The organism is Prevotella sp. S7-1-8 (genome assembly GCF_000758925.1).
In the GTDB taxonomy this organism is placed as follows: Bacteria; Bacteroidota; Bacteroidia; order Bacteroidales; family Bacteroidaceae; genus Prevotella.
The window spans coordinates 1-15,527 of record NZ_JRNC01000002.1 but is presented as its reverse complement, the minus strand read 5'-3'; the positions used below and the strand labels follow the sequence as shown (position 1 = coordinate 15,527).

Annotated in this window: 9 protein-coding genes; 6 read left to right on the top strand and 3 right to left on the bottom strand. The window is 51.7% G+C overall.

All coding sequences use genetic code 11. From position 1 onward, the window contains the following. Nucleotides 1-153: 153 nt before the first annotated feature. Nucleotides 154-1,779: a hypothetical protein gene (locus tag HMPREF1640_RS00060; protein ID WP_231565801.1), complete on the bottom strand. Its 1,626-nt coding sequence runs from the start codon at nucleotides 1,777-1,779 to the stop codon at nucleotides 154-156. A gap of 372 nt (nucleotides 1,780-2,151) precedes the next feature. On the opposite strand from HMPREF1640_RS00060, the gene HMPREF1640_RS00055 reads away from it, so the two are divergent. From HMPREF1640_RS00055 to HMPREF1640_RS00030, 6 genes are all read left to right on the top strand, one after another. After that, nucleotides 2,152-5,253 carry a SusC/RagA family TonB-linked outer membrane protein gene (locus HMPREF1640_RS00055; protein WP_036891365.1) on the top strand — a complete coding sequence of 1,034 codons (3,102 nt, stop codon included), beginning with the start codon at nucleotides 2,152-2,154 and terminating at the stop codon, nucleotides 5,251-5,253. A gap of 25 nt (nucleotides 5,254-5,278) precedes the next feature. Beyond that, nucleotides 5,279-6,886 (top strand): RagB/SusD family nutrient uptake outer membrane protein, encoded by a 1,608-nt coding sequence (locus HMPREF1640_RS00050; protein ID WP_036891364.1) that lies wholly within the window; start codon nucleotides 5,279-5,281, stop codon nucleotides 6,884-6,886. A 21-nt stretch (nucleotides 6,887-6,907) separates the two neighbouring features. Beyond that, nucleotides 6,908-7,663, top strand: a complete 756-nt coding sequence (locus HMPREF1640_RS00045) for a DUF4843 domain-containing protein (RefSeq protein ID WP_036891411.1) — start codon at nucleotides 6,908-6,910, stop codon at nucleotides 7,661-7,663. A 27-nt stretch (nucleotides 7,664-7,690) separates the two neighbouring features. After that, nucleotides 7,691-9,361 carry a PKD-like family lipoprotein gene (locus HMPREF1640_RS00040; RefSeq protein ID WP_036891363.1) on the top strand — a complete coding sequence of 557 codons (1,671 nt, stop codon included), beginning with the start codon at nucleotides 7,691-7,693 and terminating at the stop codon, nucleotides 9,359-9,361. 115 nt (nucleotides 9,362-9,476) lie between these two features. Beyond that, nucleotides 9,477-10,577 carry a hypothetical protein gene (locus tag HMPREF1640_RS00035; protein WP_036891362.1) on the top strand — a complete coding sequence of 367 codons (1,101 nt, stop codon included), beginning with the start codon at nucleotides 9,477-9,479 and terminating at the stop codon, nucleotides 10,575-10,577. 72 nt (nucleotides 10,578-10,649) lie between these two features. Continuing rightward, entirely contained in the window at nucleotides 10,650-13,469 is a 2,820-nt protein-coding gene (locus tag HMPREF1640_RS00030; RefSeq protein WP_036891361.1) for a pitrilysin family protein, read from the top strand. A gap of 162 nt (nucleotides 13,470-13,631) precedes the next feature. On the opposite strand, the gene HMPREF1640_RS00025 is transcribed toward HMPREF1640_RS00030, so the two are convergent. Beyond that, the gene (locus HMPREF1640_RS00025) at nucleotides 13,632-14,378 is read right to left on the bottom strand and encodes an ATP-binding cassette domain-containing protein (protein ID WP_036891360.1); all 747 of its coding nucleotides are present in this window, start codon (nucleotides 14,376-14,378) and stop codon (nucleotides 13,632-13,634) included. Between the two features lie 244 nt (nucleotides 14,379-14,622). After that, the gene (locus HMPREF1640_RS00020; protein ID WP_036891359.1) at nucleotides 14,623-15,495 is read right to left on the bottom strand and encodes an RNA polymerase sigma factor RpoD/SigA; all 873 of its coding nucleotides are present in this window, start codon (nucleotides 15,493-15,495) and stop codon (nucleotides 14,623-14,625) included. Nucleotides 15,496-15,527 lie beyond the last annotated feature (32 nt).

Below are 15,527 nucleotides of genomic sequence, written 5' to 3'. Positions count from 1 at the left end.
CGGAAACCCTGCGACCTTTTAAGAACATTATGAATTTTTCCGTATCACTTTGTGGACAGCGAGTGGAGGTGTAGTGATGGTGTGGCGCGCGCATGCCAAGATAGCCTCAACTCCATGCCCACAGAGTGTTTTTTTGGTAGGCTCGCCATGCCGTCATTCCTGCGCGCGCTTGCTTTTGATACGGCTTTTGATGGAGCGCACGCTGCTGGGGCCAATGGCCAAGATGTCTCCCACTTCTTGCTCTGTCTTGCCCATGCGCTCGGTGGCCGTGAGATACAGGTACTGTTTGGGCGATAGGTTGCTGTATTTTTGGTTCAGTTGTTCCACGTATGGCATGTCGATGAGCTTGATGTATTCCAAGAAGTCGAGAAAATCTTGGTTGCTCCAATGTATGGTGTTTCGGTTGCACAGCACGCTCTCGTACAGCATTTTGCCGTTGCTGAGCCTTTGCACCTCTGTGTCTTTGAGCGTGCTCACTTTCTTTTTCAGCTCGCTCAGCTCCTTGTTGGTGATGTGTTGGGTGGCTTTCAGCTCGTGCAGCTGGTCGCTGTACTCGTTGAGCAGCAAGTGTTTTTGTAACAGGTCTCGCCTGTCTCGTGCCTGTTTGTACTTGTGGTAGAGCACCATTGTCACCACCGACAGCGCCAATATGACGAGTAGTCCGGTGGAGTATGTACGATAAGTGTCTATTTGTTTCTCGCGCTCTTCACGCTCATATTTGTTCTGTATGTCGTAAATGTTATTTTGGCTGCGTATGTGTTCTTGTCTCTCTTGAAAGGCGAGCAGCGTGTCGGCTATACGCGTGGCTCCTTGATAGTCGCGCATAGTTTTTCTCAACGTGAAGAGGCTGTGCAGCGCTTTCTCGTAGGTGTATACGTCGGTGGTGTCCGCTGCCTTGAGCAAGCAGTCGTGGGCACGTTCCAGTTCGCCCCGCTGTATGTAGAAATCGGCCAGTACGGCGTAGGTGTAGCTGCTTGGTCGCTCTCTCAAGGCCCGCTGTATGTACTCTTCGGCCTTGGCTGAATCGTTGTTGCGATGATAGGCGTCGCTGATGTTTGAGAGTAGCACCGACTGGTTTTCGCGGCTCAGGTATGGGTAGTAGTTGAGGCTTTGGCGCAGGTATTCCAAGTTGCTGTCGGGTTTCTCCAATCCACTGTACGCGTTGGCTATGTAGGTGAGGCTGTAGCCTATCCACTCTTTGTTGTTGAGCTTGCGCGCCAGCTCGCCCGCTTTGCGCGCGTATCTGATGGCGGTGGCGTAGTTCTTGTTAATCAGGTTGATATAAGAGATGGACGAGTAGACCTTGTGTTTCAAGGTGAGGTTCTTGGATTGCTTGACCAAGTTTTCGGCCCGTTTGAGCAGCAGGATGGCTCGTCGGGTGTTGCCACGGTAAAAAAAATGTATCACGCCTTTGTAGTAGCATGCTCTTGCGAGTTGCTCTTGGTCGCCGTTCTGCTCGTAGTAGAAGATAGCATAGTCGATGGAGTCGTTGTCCACGGGCAGTTGCTTGCGGAATAGCGTCTCTGTCTTGAGCAGTGTGTAGCGCGCCATGTCGTCGTGACTGTCAAGCCCCTCGGTCGGCATTTCGCTCAGATAGGTGTAGGCCGCGTCCACATTGCCTTGGGCGAGCAATGTGTCCACCCTGTCGAGGCTGGCTTGTTGGTCGGAGAATTGGTGGCATGCGGTCGTCATAGCTATGGCTGTGGCGAGCATGGTCAAGATGGATATGAGGTTGAGAGAATGGGCGGTAAAATAAAGTTTATGAAGTTCTTTGCGCATGTGTTACATGAAATGTTTTAGGAAATTAGACTTCATTCATGTCGCAAAGATAAGCTAAAATTATGAATTTATGCATAAAAGGGTCACAAAAGTGACAATTTTGAAAGAAAAATAAGTATTGTTTTGTAATTGAATGTTAACTTCCGGTCGGTTTTTTGTTGCAAAAACCGTATGTCCTTCGTTGTGCCAATGTTGCCACAGTGTCAATAAGCATTGGGATGTTGCACTGCAACACTCTTTTTTACGATGATTTTTTAGATTTTGCGTTTAAGCCTAAATAACATATATTTGCGGTGGGCGTGTTGAAGCCACATGGTTTTAACTCGCTTGTTTGAGAGATTTATTCATTATTAATCAAAATTTGTTATACCTATGCGAAAAACCTTTTTTAGCCAATCCCTCATCGTTGGGGTCATAGCGCTGTTTTCGCTAAGTGGACCTGCCTTGGCCCAACAGCCTGCCGGGGGCGACAAGTTCACCATTGAGGGAACCGTGATTGACAACACCAACAACGAGCCAATTGCTGGCGCCACGGTGCGCCTGAAAAATGGGTTGCGAGGCACCGCCACCAACGTGGAGGGAAAATTTGTTGTCAAGGGCTGTTCTGTCCAAGACGTGTTCCAAGTGAGTTACATCGGCTTCAAGCCCAAGTGTTTCACCGTTGGCAAGCATCGCAAGTTTACCGTCTATTTGGAAGAGAACTCCACGCGGATAGGACAAGTGGTGGTGACGGGTTTCCAGAAACTCAAGAAAAACAGCTTTACTGGTTCGGCCACCATCGTGACAAGCGAGGACCTCAAGAAGGTGAACTCCAAAGACGCTGTGAAAGCCTTGCAGGTTTTTGACCCATCGTTCCGCATTATGGACAACCTTGGGTTTGGCGCTGACCCCAACCAGATGCATGAGATTAATATTCGGGGAGCGTCGAGCATATCGCAGAATAGAGGTTTGGACGTCGAGAACCAACGCCTCACTCAGCGTACCAACCTGCGCGACAACCCCAACATGCCTATTTTCATGCTCGACGGATTTGAGGTGGACGTGCAAAAGATATATGACATGGACATCAACCGCATAGAGAGCATGACCATCTTGAAAGACGCCGCGGCTACGGCACTCTATGGTTCGCGTGCGGCCAATGGTGTCGTGATAGTCACCACAGTGCCCCCTAAGGCCGGCGAGATACGCATAGACTACAATACCACCTTGGAACTGTCTTTCCCCGACCTTTCAGACTATAACCTGACCAACGCCACCGAGAAGTTGCAGGTGGAGAAAGATGCCGGGCTGTACGTGGGTACTTTTGGTGTGGCCACGATAGACAAGGAGCGGGAGTACAACGACAAGCTCAACGAGGTGAGGCGCGGCGTGAACACCGACTGGCTGGCGCAACCTCTGCGCAACGCCTATAACTGGCGTAACGACGTGTCGCTCTCGGGTGGTGTCAACGAGGTAAGGTACATGCTGAACCTGAACTATGACAAGAACGCCGGCGTTATGAAAGGCTCCAAGCGCGACAGGTACGGCGCGGGGATGATGATAGACTATCGATTGAGAGACTGGTTGCAAATCCAAAACAAGGTGACGCTTAACAGAACATCCTATGAGGACTCGCCTTACGGCTATTTCAACGACTATTCACAGCAGCTGCCTTACGACGCCATCTATGACGTTGCCGGCGAATTGCTGCGTGAGCTGCCCATGTCGCACCGCGCCAACCCACTGTGGCGGGAGCACTATTTGCAAAGCTACAGTGGTCGCGGTGGTATCACCGACGTGACCGACAACCTGAGCGTGAACATCCATTTCACCCCCAACTTGTATCTTCGGGGCACGTTTAGCGTTAGCCAAGTGAAGACAGACGGCAAGACTTTCAAAGACCCCAAGGACTCTTTCTTGTTTCGCTCTGTGGCCAATAACCGCAAAGGCTCGCTTGACGTGTCGGGCGACACTCGCCTGAAATGGAATGCCAACGCCATGCTCCACTTCAATAAGCGTTTCAAGCGTCATTTCTTGAACCTCACGGCGGGTGTGGATGCGCAGGAGACCAACGATCGCCGCCTGTCGTATAGGCAAGAAGGTTTCAACATTGGCAGCTTGAATGATCCCATTTACGCGGCCACGCAGCCCGACAAAACCATCGACACCAAATCTACGACAAGGCTCTTTGGCGTGTTGGGAGCTCTCAACTATACCTTCGACGAGATCTACTTGTTGGACGCCTCGTTCCGTATGGATGGCTCGTCGCAGTTTGGCGAGGACAAACGTTTTGCGCCATTCGCCTCTGTAGGCGTGGGCTTAAACATACACAACTATCCGTTCGTCAAGAAACTGCCGTGGATTAACACGCTTCGAATGCGTGGCACTTATGGCAGCACCGGAAAGGTTAACTTCTCTCGTTTTGACGTGATCAGCAGTTACAAGGCCGACACAAAGGCGTGGTATTACACAGGGCCAGCAGTCAGGCTCTTCACCATGGGCAACTCAGCGTTGTCGTGGGAAATCACCAAGTCGCTCGACGTGGGTTTCACCGCGGAGCTTTTCAAAAACCGATTGTATATCGAGGCCGCCTATTACAAGAAAACCACGGATGGCATGATAGACCGTATTGGCATAAGGCCATCATCGGGTTTCACCTCTTATAGTGGCAACGTGGGCTCTATCGAGAACAAGGGTTTTGAGCTAAAGACCAATGTCACGCTCTTCCGTAACCGCGACTGGTCGGTGGTGGCCAACGCCAATTTGGGCACAAACAAGAACAGAATATCCAAGTTGGACGATGCCATCGAGGAGTACAACAAGAAAATCAGGGATAATTACGACGCTGAGCATCCACAATACCAAAACTTGCAGAACCGCCCTCTTATCCAATATTACGTGGGCGCGTCCACCACAGCCATCTACGCCATGCCCTCGTTGGGCATTGACCCGGCCAGCGGCAAGGAACTTTTCAGGAAGAAAGACGGTACCATCACCAAGGAATGGAATGCCAGTGACATGGTGGTGTGTGGAGATACTAATCCCGACGCGCAAGGCTCGTTTGGCATCAACGTAGCCTACAAGGGCATCTACGTGAACGCCTCGTTCCTCTATGCTTTTGGTGGGCAAGTGTATAACCAGACCCTTCTTGAGAAAGTGGAGAACGCGCGGATAAAAGATCAGAACGTGGACCGTCGTGTCATCACGGACAGATGGCGCAAGGTGGGTGATATAGCGCCATTCTATGGATTGGGCGAGAAGAACTCCACAAAGCCCACGTCAAGATTTGTGCAAAATGACAATTACGTGCATTTCAACAGCTTGGCCATAGGCTATGACTTCAGTCGGAAACTCATCTCCAAGCTCAAGCTAAGCGCGCTGTCCATCACGCTCAACGCATCCGACTTGGCTCGATGGAACACCGTGAGGGTGGAACGCGGACTCTCATATCCTTATGCCCACACGTACAGCATAAGCTTGCGAGCAAGTTATTGACCTAAAAAAATCAACGACAACGATTATGAAACAAAAAACATATTCCATCATCATAGCCTGCATGGCACTTTTGGGGCTGAGTGGCTGCAACGACTGGCTCGACGTGCCCGTGGAGGGACAGTCTACGGCCAACGAACTCTTCGAGACCGGCGACGGCTATCGCTCCGCCCTGCATGGCATTTACAAAAGCATGGCCTCGCCCACGCTCTACGGACGAGAGTTGCAATTTGGCGTTATAGATTTCTTCTCAGGTCAGTACGACATTAATGTCAATTCCAATGACCTGAGCAACCCCACCTATATTGCGGCTGGCAAGCGCGACTACAAGGATGCCAAGCTACAGCCATTGATAGATAATATCTGGTTGGCAGCCTTCAACGCTATTGCCGCCGACAACGATTTAATCAAGCATTTGGAGGGAGAGAGTGGCAATAAGTTCAGCGAGGGCAAAATGGAGAGAGACGATATCCTCGGCGAGGCCAAGGCTATCAGGGCTTTCATCCACCTCGATATGCTACGCCTCTTCGCCCCAGCGCCCATTGACGACGATGGCGGCAATTACATTCCCTACGTGACGGAGTTCCCGAACAAGAGAGCCACGCACTTGCCCGTCAAGGAGGTGATGGGTAAAATCATCGAGGACCTTGAGCAAGCGCGCGAGCTTGTCAAGCCTTTTGACCTCTCACCCTTGGGATATAGTGCCAGTGTATCGGGCGAGGCGCGCTTCTATAACTCCTTGATGTATGGCATGGAGGGTGCCGCCAACCCCACGAGCGTGGACCCTTTCTTCTTGGGCAGGGGTTACAGATTCTCCTATTGGGCCATCACGGCCCTGTTGGCACGTGCCCATCAGTATAACGCCACGTTCGATCCCTCTTCTTTGGACAAGGCCAAAGCGTATGCGTTGGAGGTGTTGGATGCCACTTTCGAGGGTGCCAATGCCACCAAATTTGAGCCTTTCAAGAACGAGCAGTTCAATTTCGCGTGGGTGGACCAGCCCGAGGAGATGAGCGACATACGCATGGTGGGCACGCTTGTCATGGGTTTGTACAACGAGAAGCAAGTGGACGAGGCAGGTTTGGAACGCCTCTTTCCACGAGAGAAAAACCAGCATAGCAGCGACTTGTTTATCGTGAACAAAGACGGCCAAGACATCTTCAAGACCATCTCGGGCATGGATGAGAGCACCACCGACATTCGATCCACTCGCCTTATCTACGAGCCGAAAGGATCTTACCGAAACTTCCTCTCTACCAAATGGTATGTCAAAGAGAGAAACACGATGGAGCGCGACCGCACTGTCACCATCCTGCCCCTGTTGCGCACGTCTGAACTGAGATACATCGTGGCCGAGTGCATGGCTCGAAAGGGTGATTTCGAGGGTGCTTACGGCTTGCTCAACACTATGCGCGAGCACCGTGGGCTGAACGATTATAAGTTGCCCACGCGAACTACATGGGGTGATTTTGTCAAGGACCTTGTGCGAGAGGGACAGCGCGAGTGGATTAGCGAGGGACAACTGTTCTATCTCTACAAGCGACTTAACGCGGGCGTGAAACGCGACAACGGCACCGTCAAGCCATTGACCAAGCAAGAGAGCGTGTTGCCTATACCCGCGGAGGAAACCAAGTAAAACTGTAAAAAGATGAAACGCATGAAAAAATACATCTATACACTGCCACTCGCGGCGTTGATAGCCTGTGTCTCTTGTCAGGAAGAAGGACTGATGACCTTCGGGCAGGAGCACCATATATATTTTGAGAAGTTCTACAAGGATGCCGCGGCGCCGGGCAAGGAAAAGGCCGACTCGACCATAGCGTCTTTCTTCTTTGAGAACGACGACGTGTCAGAGATAGACGCCAAGGTTGTGGTTAACATGACTGGCCGGCTGCTTGAGCAAGACGCCACGTTCAAACTCAAGGTTGTGCCAGACATGACAACGGCCCTGCCCGACGAGTACAAACTGCAAGACGCTTACACGTTCAGGGCGCACAATGTACCAGAAGGAGCCAAAAATCAAAGCGACACCATCGCCATCAGGATGTTTAGGTCGTCCAGGCTCAAAAGCATGCCGCACGGCGTGAAGCTCACGGTAGAACTGATTCCCATGGGTGAGATACAGTTGGGGCAGACCGAGCGCACGCGGGCCGTCATAGTGCTCACGCGCGATGCTGTTAAACCCGAGTGGTGGGACACCGACGTGACCAACAATCTCTTCGGCGAATACTCCAGTCGTAAGTACAAACTATTCTTGCTCAACATCGACAAGCAAGCCACGCTCAACGAGGATATGTTGCGCAAGGCGCCATACAAGGCCATCAAACTTGTCAGGCAGTTCAAGCAATGGCTCGTGGAGCATCCGGAACAAGCCAAGGAAGAAGACGGAAGTGCGATGACCGTCAATGTTTAACCATGCTAACAACGAAAGGAACGCATTATGAAAACAATGAGAAACGCCATCGCGTGCGCACTTGTATGCACCACGCTGAGTGCGTGTTTTAGCGACGAGGGAAATTACACTTACGAATCGCTTAAGCCGCCAACGTGGCTCATCAACGTAAACAACGACCCTATATACGTGTATGGACGGGGTGGCGAGAAAACATATATCGACGCGTCGAGATACTTCAATTGGGGAAAACTCGACTCGCTTGAGAGAAGCAAGGAGGTGCGCTATGAGTGGCGCCTTAATGGCAAGGTGTTTTCTACCGAGCTGAAAGAGACCATCCCCACCGATGAGTTCATGAAACGTTTGGGGCTGACCGACTATCCCACTGGGAGCTTTGACGGTGACTTTGCCATCATAGAGAAAGCCACGGGCATTTCTTTCAAGGCACGAACCTATATCACCATCGAGCCTCCCATCGCGGAGTGCGACTTCATCGTCTACTCTGCCAAGAGCAACGGCGATCCGCATACAGGTTCCATGTCGGCGTTGAGCCTCAAATACGGGCGCGCCGCCAACGGCACTTTCAGCGTGCCAAAGTTTATCTTCAAGAAGCACTTGTCAGACGATATACCGGGAACGCCCAAACGCATGGATGTCTCGCTGTCGCTCAATGTCAGTCCGACGGGGTCGGTGACGGCCATCACGCAGGAGGGAGACGCGGTGGTTCTCAACGCCTCTACGCTCAAAAAGGCCTGGGAACTTGGTTCGCGGTTTGCCGACGGAACGCCTGCCAACTTCAAGGTTAGCGCTCGCAGAGACCAAGAAATAGACGCGGACAACCCTGCGTTCACGTGGGTGGCCACCCAAGACGGTCGCATTTTCACGCGCCAGACGGGCAAGCACTACCTCGGCGGAAAGTTTCTTACCGAGCCGTATTATCTCGACAAAAAAGGTTACAAGGTGACCAATTTTGGACATACGCTGTGGGGACACACCAACATCCCATGCTACGACGAGAAAAACAGGCGCGTGCTCATCGCGACATCGTTGGAGGGAAACTATCACAGTTACCGTGTCTTTATGACAGATTTGTCAATGCCGGGATGGGCAGGAGCCCCCATCATGAAAATGCCAGCGGACGCGGAGGTGCTCTATCTGACCGCCATCAATGGCCAGATGTATTGGGACCGAAACAACAGTTGGTATCAAATATGGTACAACACGGGCGGAAAATCCATGGTTGGAACCTTTGCCGTGGACAATCGGACGCGCAGGCTCAACGTGCCGATGGCCAACACCTATTACTTCCCATATGAGGTGACAGGTCACCAACTCAACAAAGAGACCGTGTTCCTTACCGCGGCCACAACCCGTTTGAGCAATTTGAAGAGCCGTTGCGACCTTTTTTCAGAGGGCAACAAAGTGTTTGTGGTCGTCAGGAGTGGCACATGGGGTTCCACATCCATAGACCAGATAGGCCAACTGCCGCTCAAGGGCATCACCTCCAAAGTTACGGCCATGACCTATGACCGCAACGACCAGTACACGCAGGGGCGTGATTACAAGCACTTGCTCGTGGGATGCGAGAACGGCGATGTCTTAATCTATGAGGTGACAAACCTGCCGGCGCCTGTCCTTGTGGGCAAATACAACGCTGGCGGGCGGGTGGCCGCCATCAAACAGCTGCGCGCGGAGCGCACCACGCTTGACATGTATTGATAAAAATAAGCTAACAATCATAATTCTTTTATCGTGAAGAGAGCCGGGCGTCGCATGGTCGGCGCCTGGATTTCTTTACAATTCCTCGCGCATGAACAATCAAAAACAACTATAAATGAACAATAGAAAAACATTCAAAACATTGCTCTGCCTTCTCGCCATTACAGTGGCGACGCAGGTGGCAGCCCAAAACGATACGAAGGCGACTGCCGATGTAACCGTAAATTGCGACACCAATGGCCCGATAACGCTATCGGTCTCGAAAGGTGCCACGTGTGCCTCGTACAGCATGCAGCTTTTCACGTCTGACATAGCCACGCGCATCGGTGACGCCGTGTTGGCCAATTATTTCAGTAACCAGAAAATAGAAAAGCGCACGCCCAACCTCAAAAACGCGAAATTTATGGACATGGGGTTTTGTGTCTTGCCCGAGAAGGAATACACATTGCTCACCCTCGCCTACGACAAGGATGGCGCGGCAGGTAGCGTCACGCGCACCTCTTTCACCACGCCCAAGCACAAGCCAGCTGGCAATCCGCGGCTCACGTGCACTGTGACGGCCCTTGGCCCCGACAGCGTTACGGTGAAGTTCAGTCCCAACGCTGACGTGGCAGGTTACGCTATTTGCCAATTCGAGGCTGGAAGCATAGATAGTCTCGTTTCGCGTCACGGTCCGATGATGGGCTTCTCAAATTCTTCCGACATGATTAGACGGTTCAGTGGGCAGTCGGCTTACACCAAGGAGATGAGCCACACGTGGGACGATATGATACCCAACTATGACTATGAGATATGCGCGTTGCCTTGGGACAAGGACGGCGTGTACCTCGACATTGTCACCACGCCCGTCAAAACCGCCTTGTTGGGTGGCGAGGGTGTGGCTGCCGTGAGCATCGAGATAGGGCAATTTGGCGGTAGCGACGACACGGGCTATTTCCAAGAAATAGTCTATACGCCCAACGACCAAGCGGCCGTACACCGAGATATCATCATCACCGAGGAGGCTTTCAACGCCAAAGACATGGGCGAGCGCGGCGTTATCGACATGCTGCAAAAGGAAATTCCGCAAGATCCCTATTGGAACCAGTATCGCGTGGATCGCGCCAAATGGAACGCGCAACCTGCCACCGCGTACGTGGCGTGCTCCATGGCACGTAACGTCAAGGGCGAGTGGGGCAAGTTGCACACCAAGAAATTTACCACGCCAGCCAAATAGTAACCATATTGCGTAAGTCACACACGCGCGGCGCCTCGGTCGGGGAGCCGCGCGGCTAACACTATCACAACTATGAAACATTTTCTCAGGAGGGCATTGCTCGGCCTCGCCATGCTGCCCGCCATGACACAAGCGGTCGATTTGCCGCAGGCGTTACCCATAGACACGGCTGTAAGAATAGGCACTTTGGACAATGGCCTTAAGTATTACATCCGCCATAACAACTGGCCCGAGAAACGTGCCAACTTCTATATTGTACAGCGCGTTGGCTCCATACAGGAGGAAGAGAACCAACGCGGTTTGGCGCACTTCCTCGAGCACATGTGCTTCAATGGCACCAAAAACTTCCCCGGAAACAATGTCATCAGATATTGCGAGTCTTTGGGCGTGAAGTTTGGTGGCGACCTCAACGCATACACGTCCATAGACCAGACGGTTTACAACATCTCCAACGTGCCCACCAAGCGACAGAGCGCGCTCGACTCGTGCCTGCTCATCCTGCGCGACTGGGCCGGCGGCCTGACATTGGACCCTCAAGAGATAGACAAAGAACGAGGCGTGATACACGAAGAGTGGAGAGAGCGCACCAGTGCCAACTCGCGCATGTTGGAGCGTAACTTGCCTACACTCTACTCTGGATCTAAGTATGGCTCGCGCTTTCCCATCGGGCTGATGAGTGTCGTGGACAATTTCAAACCAGCGGAGCTGCGTGCCTACTATGAGAAATGGTACCACCCATCCAACCAGTGTATCATCGTCGTGGGAGATATTGATGTGGATCACACCGAGCGCATGATACGGCAGATATTCGGGCCTGTGACCAATCCGGCCGACATCGCTCCCATCGTCGCCGAGCAAGTGCCCGACAACGATACCCCCATTGTCGTGATAGACAAGGACAAGGAACAATCCAACACCGCCGTGGAGGCAATCTTCAAGCATGACCCGTGGCCCGACTCGCTCAAAAACTCCATGGACTACGTCATGGCCAACTATGTCAGAAATGTGGCCATAGGCATGCTCAATGACCGGTATGCCGAGGCGGCGCAAAAGAGTGGATGCCCATACTTTGGCGCAGAGGCGGCTGATGGAACGTTCATTTTTGCCAAAACAAAAAACGCCTTCAGGGTGTCGACGGCGCCAAGGAGCATCGAACTAACGGCCAAAGCCTTGAAAACAGCTCTTGCCGAGGCTCATCGCGCGGCCGACCATGGATTTACGCAGGTGGAATATGACAGGGCCAAGAAAAACCTTCTCAACGGTTTGGAACGCGCGTACAACAACAAGGACAAGCGCGGTAACGCCTCGTTCGCAGACGACTACAAGGGTAACTATCTCTCCAACGAGCCAATTCCGTCTTTTGAGGAGTATTATTATATGATGCGACAGGCCATTCCGCAAATATCTTTGGAGGAGATTAACAGGGTGTTGCCAAGCCTTTTGCCCAAGTCTGACCATAACTTGGTGATTATCAACTTTAACAATGAGAAGGAGGGAAATGTCTATCCCAAGCGAGAGGAATTGCTTGAGGCTGTGAGAGAGGCTCGTCAAGCCAATCTTGAGGCCTACGTGGACACCTTGCAACAACAGCCGTTGATGAAAAAAATACCACGACCCGGCAAAATTGTGAAAGAAAAAAAGAACGCCAAGTTTGGTTTCACCGAGCTGAAACTGTCCAATGGCGTGACCGTGGTGCTTAAGAAAACCGACTTCAAGAAAGGGCAAGTGGGTCTGTCGGCGATGGGCCCCGGTGGAAAGTCGCTCTACGGAGAGAAAGACTTTGCTAACTTGGCTGCTTTTGATGATATCGTGGGCAACAGCGCGTTAGGTGGATTCACGGGTATGCAACTGCCTAAAATTCTTGCCGGCAAGACCGTCAACGCCCATCTTTCCATCGGTGACAAGTATATGGGTGTGGGCGGATCGGCCACCAAGCAAGACGTGGAGACCATGCTGCAACTTGTCTATTTGTATTTTACTGATATTGGCAAGGATGAGAAAGCTGTGGCCAACCTCGTGGATGGATGGCGCACATCGCTCAAAAATAGGAATTTGTCGCATGAGACAATCTACTCAGATTCGCTCACGGCCACGCTCTATGGGCATAATCCAAGACTCAGACCTTTTCTTGAGGAACACCTCAAGGATATAAATTATGACCGCGTGCTACAGATAGCGCGCGAGCGCACGGCCAACGCGTCGGCATGGACGTTCACCTTTGTGGGCGATTATGACGAGTCCACCATTCGTCCGCTCGTATGCCGTTACCTTGGCTCGCTGCCCACCAAGGGCAAGGTGAGACACGGCCATCTGCTCACATCTTATCAAAAGGGTGTGGTTGAAAACGTGTTCCACCGTAAGATGCAGACTCCCAAGGCTATGGCTTGCATGGTGTGGCACAACACCGACATGCCCTATACTATGGATGGCGCCATGAAGATGAATATGATAGGGCAAATACTTAGCATGGTGTATCTCAAGAAGATACGCGAGGATGCGGGCGCTGCCTATTCGTGCGGAGCTGACGGTTCGGCTGAGATAGAGGGCGACTTCCACGCTTACTCACTCGTGGTGACGTGCCCCGTGAAACCGGAGAAAAGCGACATAGCGCTTAAAATAATGCGCGATGAGGCCGAGCGCATGGCCACACATTGCGACGAGGCCATGTTGGACAAAGTGAAAGCCTATATGCTCAAAAACGTCGATTTGGCTGTAAAAACAAACACCTACTGGCGAAACGTCATCGGTATGTACCGCCGTTATGGCATAGACACGCACACTCGATACAAAGAGGTCATCAAGGAGCAAACCGCGCGGGGACTGTGTGATTTTATGAAAAAATTCTTGCAGGCCGACAATCGTGTCACCGTGGTGATGTTGCCGCAAGAATGACAACGGCCCTTGACGTTGCCATTAACAAAATCTCCCGTCAGCCAAATAGGCTGACGGGAGATTTTATAATGCCCCTACACGTCATGAGTGCTTCTTTTATGCTTCAGCATGGTGTCTTTTACGCTTAGGCATGATATTCTTCGCGCCGTGACACAATGTTTTTTACACTTTGAAATAATCTTCCAATGCTTTCCGCGCGCTGCCGTTGTCGTTTGGCAAGTCCTCGATGACGCGCCCTCGCTCAAGTAGCGCTATGCGAGTGCTTATGTCCACTGTGTGCTGCAAATTGTGGCTGCTAACGAGGATGGTGGCGCCAGTCTCGGCATGATATTCGGTCAGGAGGTTTTTCAAGATGTTCTGGCCCGATGGATCGAGATAGTTAAACGGTTCGTCGAGTACCACCAATTCTGGTCTTGTGAACAGTATGGAGATGATGCCAACTTTCTGTTTGTTGCCCGCGCTGAGATTGCGAATGTATTTTTTTTGACCGAAAATCTCACCGTTTGTAAAAGGCAAGAAGCGTCCAATGGCACTGCTCTCGATGTTCGCCCAGTCGATGGGTGGCGCGCCGTTGGCTTTGGCTATAAAGTCGACATATTCCTCGGGCGTGAGAAAATCGATGAGAAATCCTTCGTCTATATATGCCCCTGTTATATTTTTCCAATCTTCAGAGTGGGCTGGGTTGATGGGCGTGGGTGCGCCCTCGCTGTCCGTGGGTCGGGGCGTTAGCAGCACCTCGCCTTGGTCGGCGAGCAGCAAGTCGAGCATCAGCCTGAACAGAGTGGTCTTGCCCGCTCCGTTATTGCCTACCAATCCGAGAATGTCTCCGTTGTTAATGGTGAAGTGGTCTATATTTACGGCTGTTTTCTCCCCAAAGGTTTTGACTAATTGATGAATGTCTATTTGCATATGATAGCGTCGTTGTTTGTTAGTGTGCGGTCTTCTCGTATGCAAAGTTAATAATAATAATGACGCGCGCCCACTTTTTTATAGGCGTGTTTTGCTTAAGGGGTCGGGTCGCCCTGTGGCTTGGGAGCGGCGCGCGGCGGTGGATGGCCAAACGCGTGCCATGGGCGTACAAAACAATTGACGCCTCTCGTCACGATGCGAGAGGCAACGGTTGGCAGGATGGCCCTTGGACTGTATTTGCTGTTTATCCTAAATATTTCATCAATATTTTGATGTTGCCACTTGCGCGCAATTTGGTGATGCTCTTCTCCCTGATCTGCCTCACGCGCTCTCGTGTCAGTCCCAGTTGGTCTCCAATCTCCTCCAAGCCGAGCTCGTGGCAACCTATTCCGAAACATTCGCGGATGATGGTTATCTCCCTTTCTTTGAGCACGCTCTCAAGCACCGTGTTCAGTTCTTGCGCCATACTCTCGTGGTCCACGCTCCTGTCGGTGCGACTTTCATCGCCGCTGGCCATAATGTCGGCCATCGAGTTGGTCTCGTCTTCTTGGAATGGCGCGTCTATGCTCACGTGGTGGCCATCTGCCATCATGCTTTGCTGCACCTTGTTCACTTCCACGTCCACCGCGTCGGCTATCTCTTGCGTGCTTGGCCGGCGCTCGTGCTTCTGCTCAAACTTGTTTATTTCTTGATTAATCTTGCTCAGTGTGCCCACCTGATTGAGCGGCAACCTAACGATACGGCTCTGCTCGGCGATGGCTTGCAAGATACTTTGGCGTATCCACCACACCGCATAGGATATGAATTTGAAACCTCGCGTCTCATCAAATTTCTCCGATGCCTTGATCAACCCGATATTGCCCTCGTTGATCAGGTCGGTCAGTGACAGCCCTTGGTGTTGGTATTGCTTGGCTACTGACACCACGAAGCGCAGATTAGAGGTGATGAGTTTCTCCTTGGCGCGTTCTCCCTCCTTTCCGCCTTTTTTGATTTTTTGTGAAAGTTCAATTTCTTCGTCAATAGAGATAAGTGGAGCGCGCCCAATTTCCACCAAGTATTTATCCAATGCCTCACTAGCGCGATTGGTGATACTTTTCTGTATTTTTAATTGTCTCATGTTCTATTATACCCCCCCCCCCTAATGAAAGC

Coding starts and splice junctions, on each gene's coding strand:
- HMPREF1640_RS00060 (WP_231565801.1), bottom strand. CDS start 1,779: ATGCGCAAAGAACTTCATAAACTTTATTTTACCGCCCATTCTCTCAAC.
- HMPREF1640_RS00030 (WP_036891361.1), top strand. CDS start 10,650: ATGAAACATTTTCTCAGGAGGGCATTGCTCGGCCTCGCCATGCTGCCC.
- HMPREF1640_RS00045 (WP_036891411.1), top strand. CDS start 6,908: ATGAAAAAATACATCTATACACTGCCACTCGCGGCGTTGATAGCCTGT.
- HMPREF1640_RS00040 (WP_036891363.1), top strand. CDS start 7,691: ATGAAAACAATGAGAAACGCCATCGCGTGCGCACTTGTATGCACCACG.
- HMPREF1640_RS00020 (WP_036891359.1), bottom strand. CDS start 15,495: ATGAGACAATTAAAAATACAGAAAAGTATCACCAATCGCGCTAGTGAG.
- HMPREF1640_RS00035 (WP_036891362.1), top strand. CDS start 9,477: ATGAACAATAGAAAAACATTCAAAACATTGCTCTGCCTTCTCGCCATT.
- HMPREF1640_RS00025 (WP_036891360.1), bottom strand. CDS start 14,378: ATGCAAATAGACATTCATCAATTAGTCAAAACCTTTGGGGAGAAAACA.
- HMPREF1640_RS00055 (WP_036891365.1), top strand. CDS start 2,152: ATGCGAAAAACCTTTTTTAGCCAATCCCTCATCGTTGGGGTCATAGCG.
- HMPREF1640_RS00050 (WP_036891364.1), top strand. CDS start 5,279: ATGAAACAAAAAACATATTCCATCATCATAGCCTGCATGGCACTTTTG.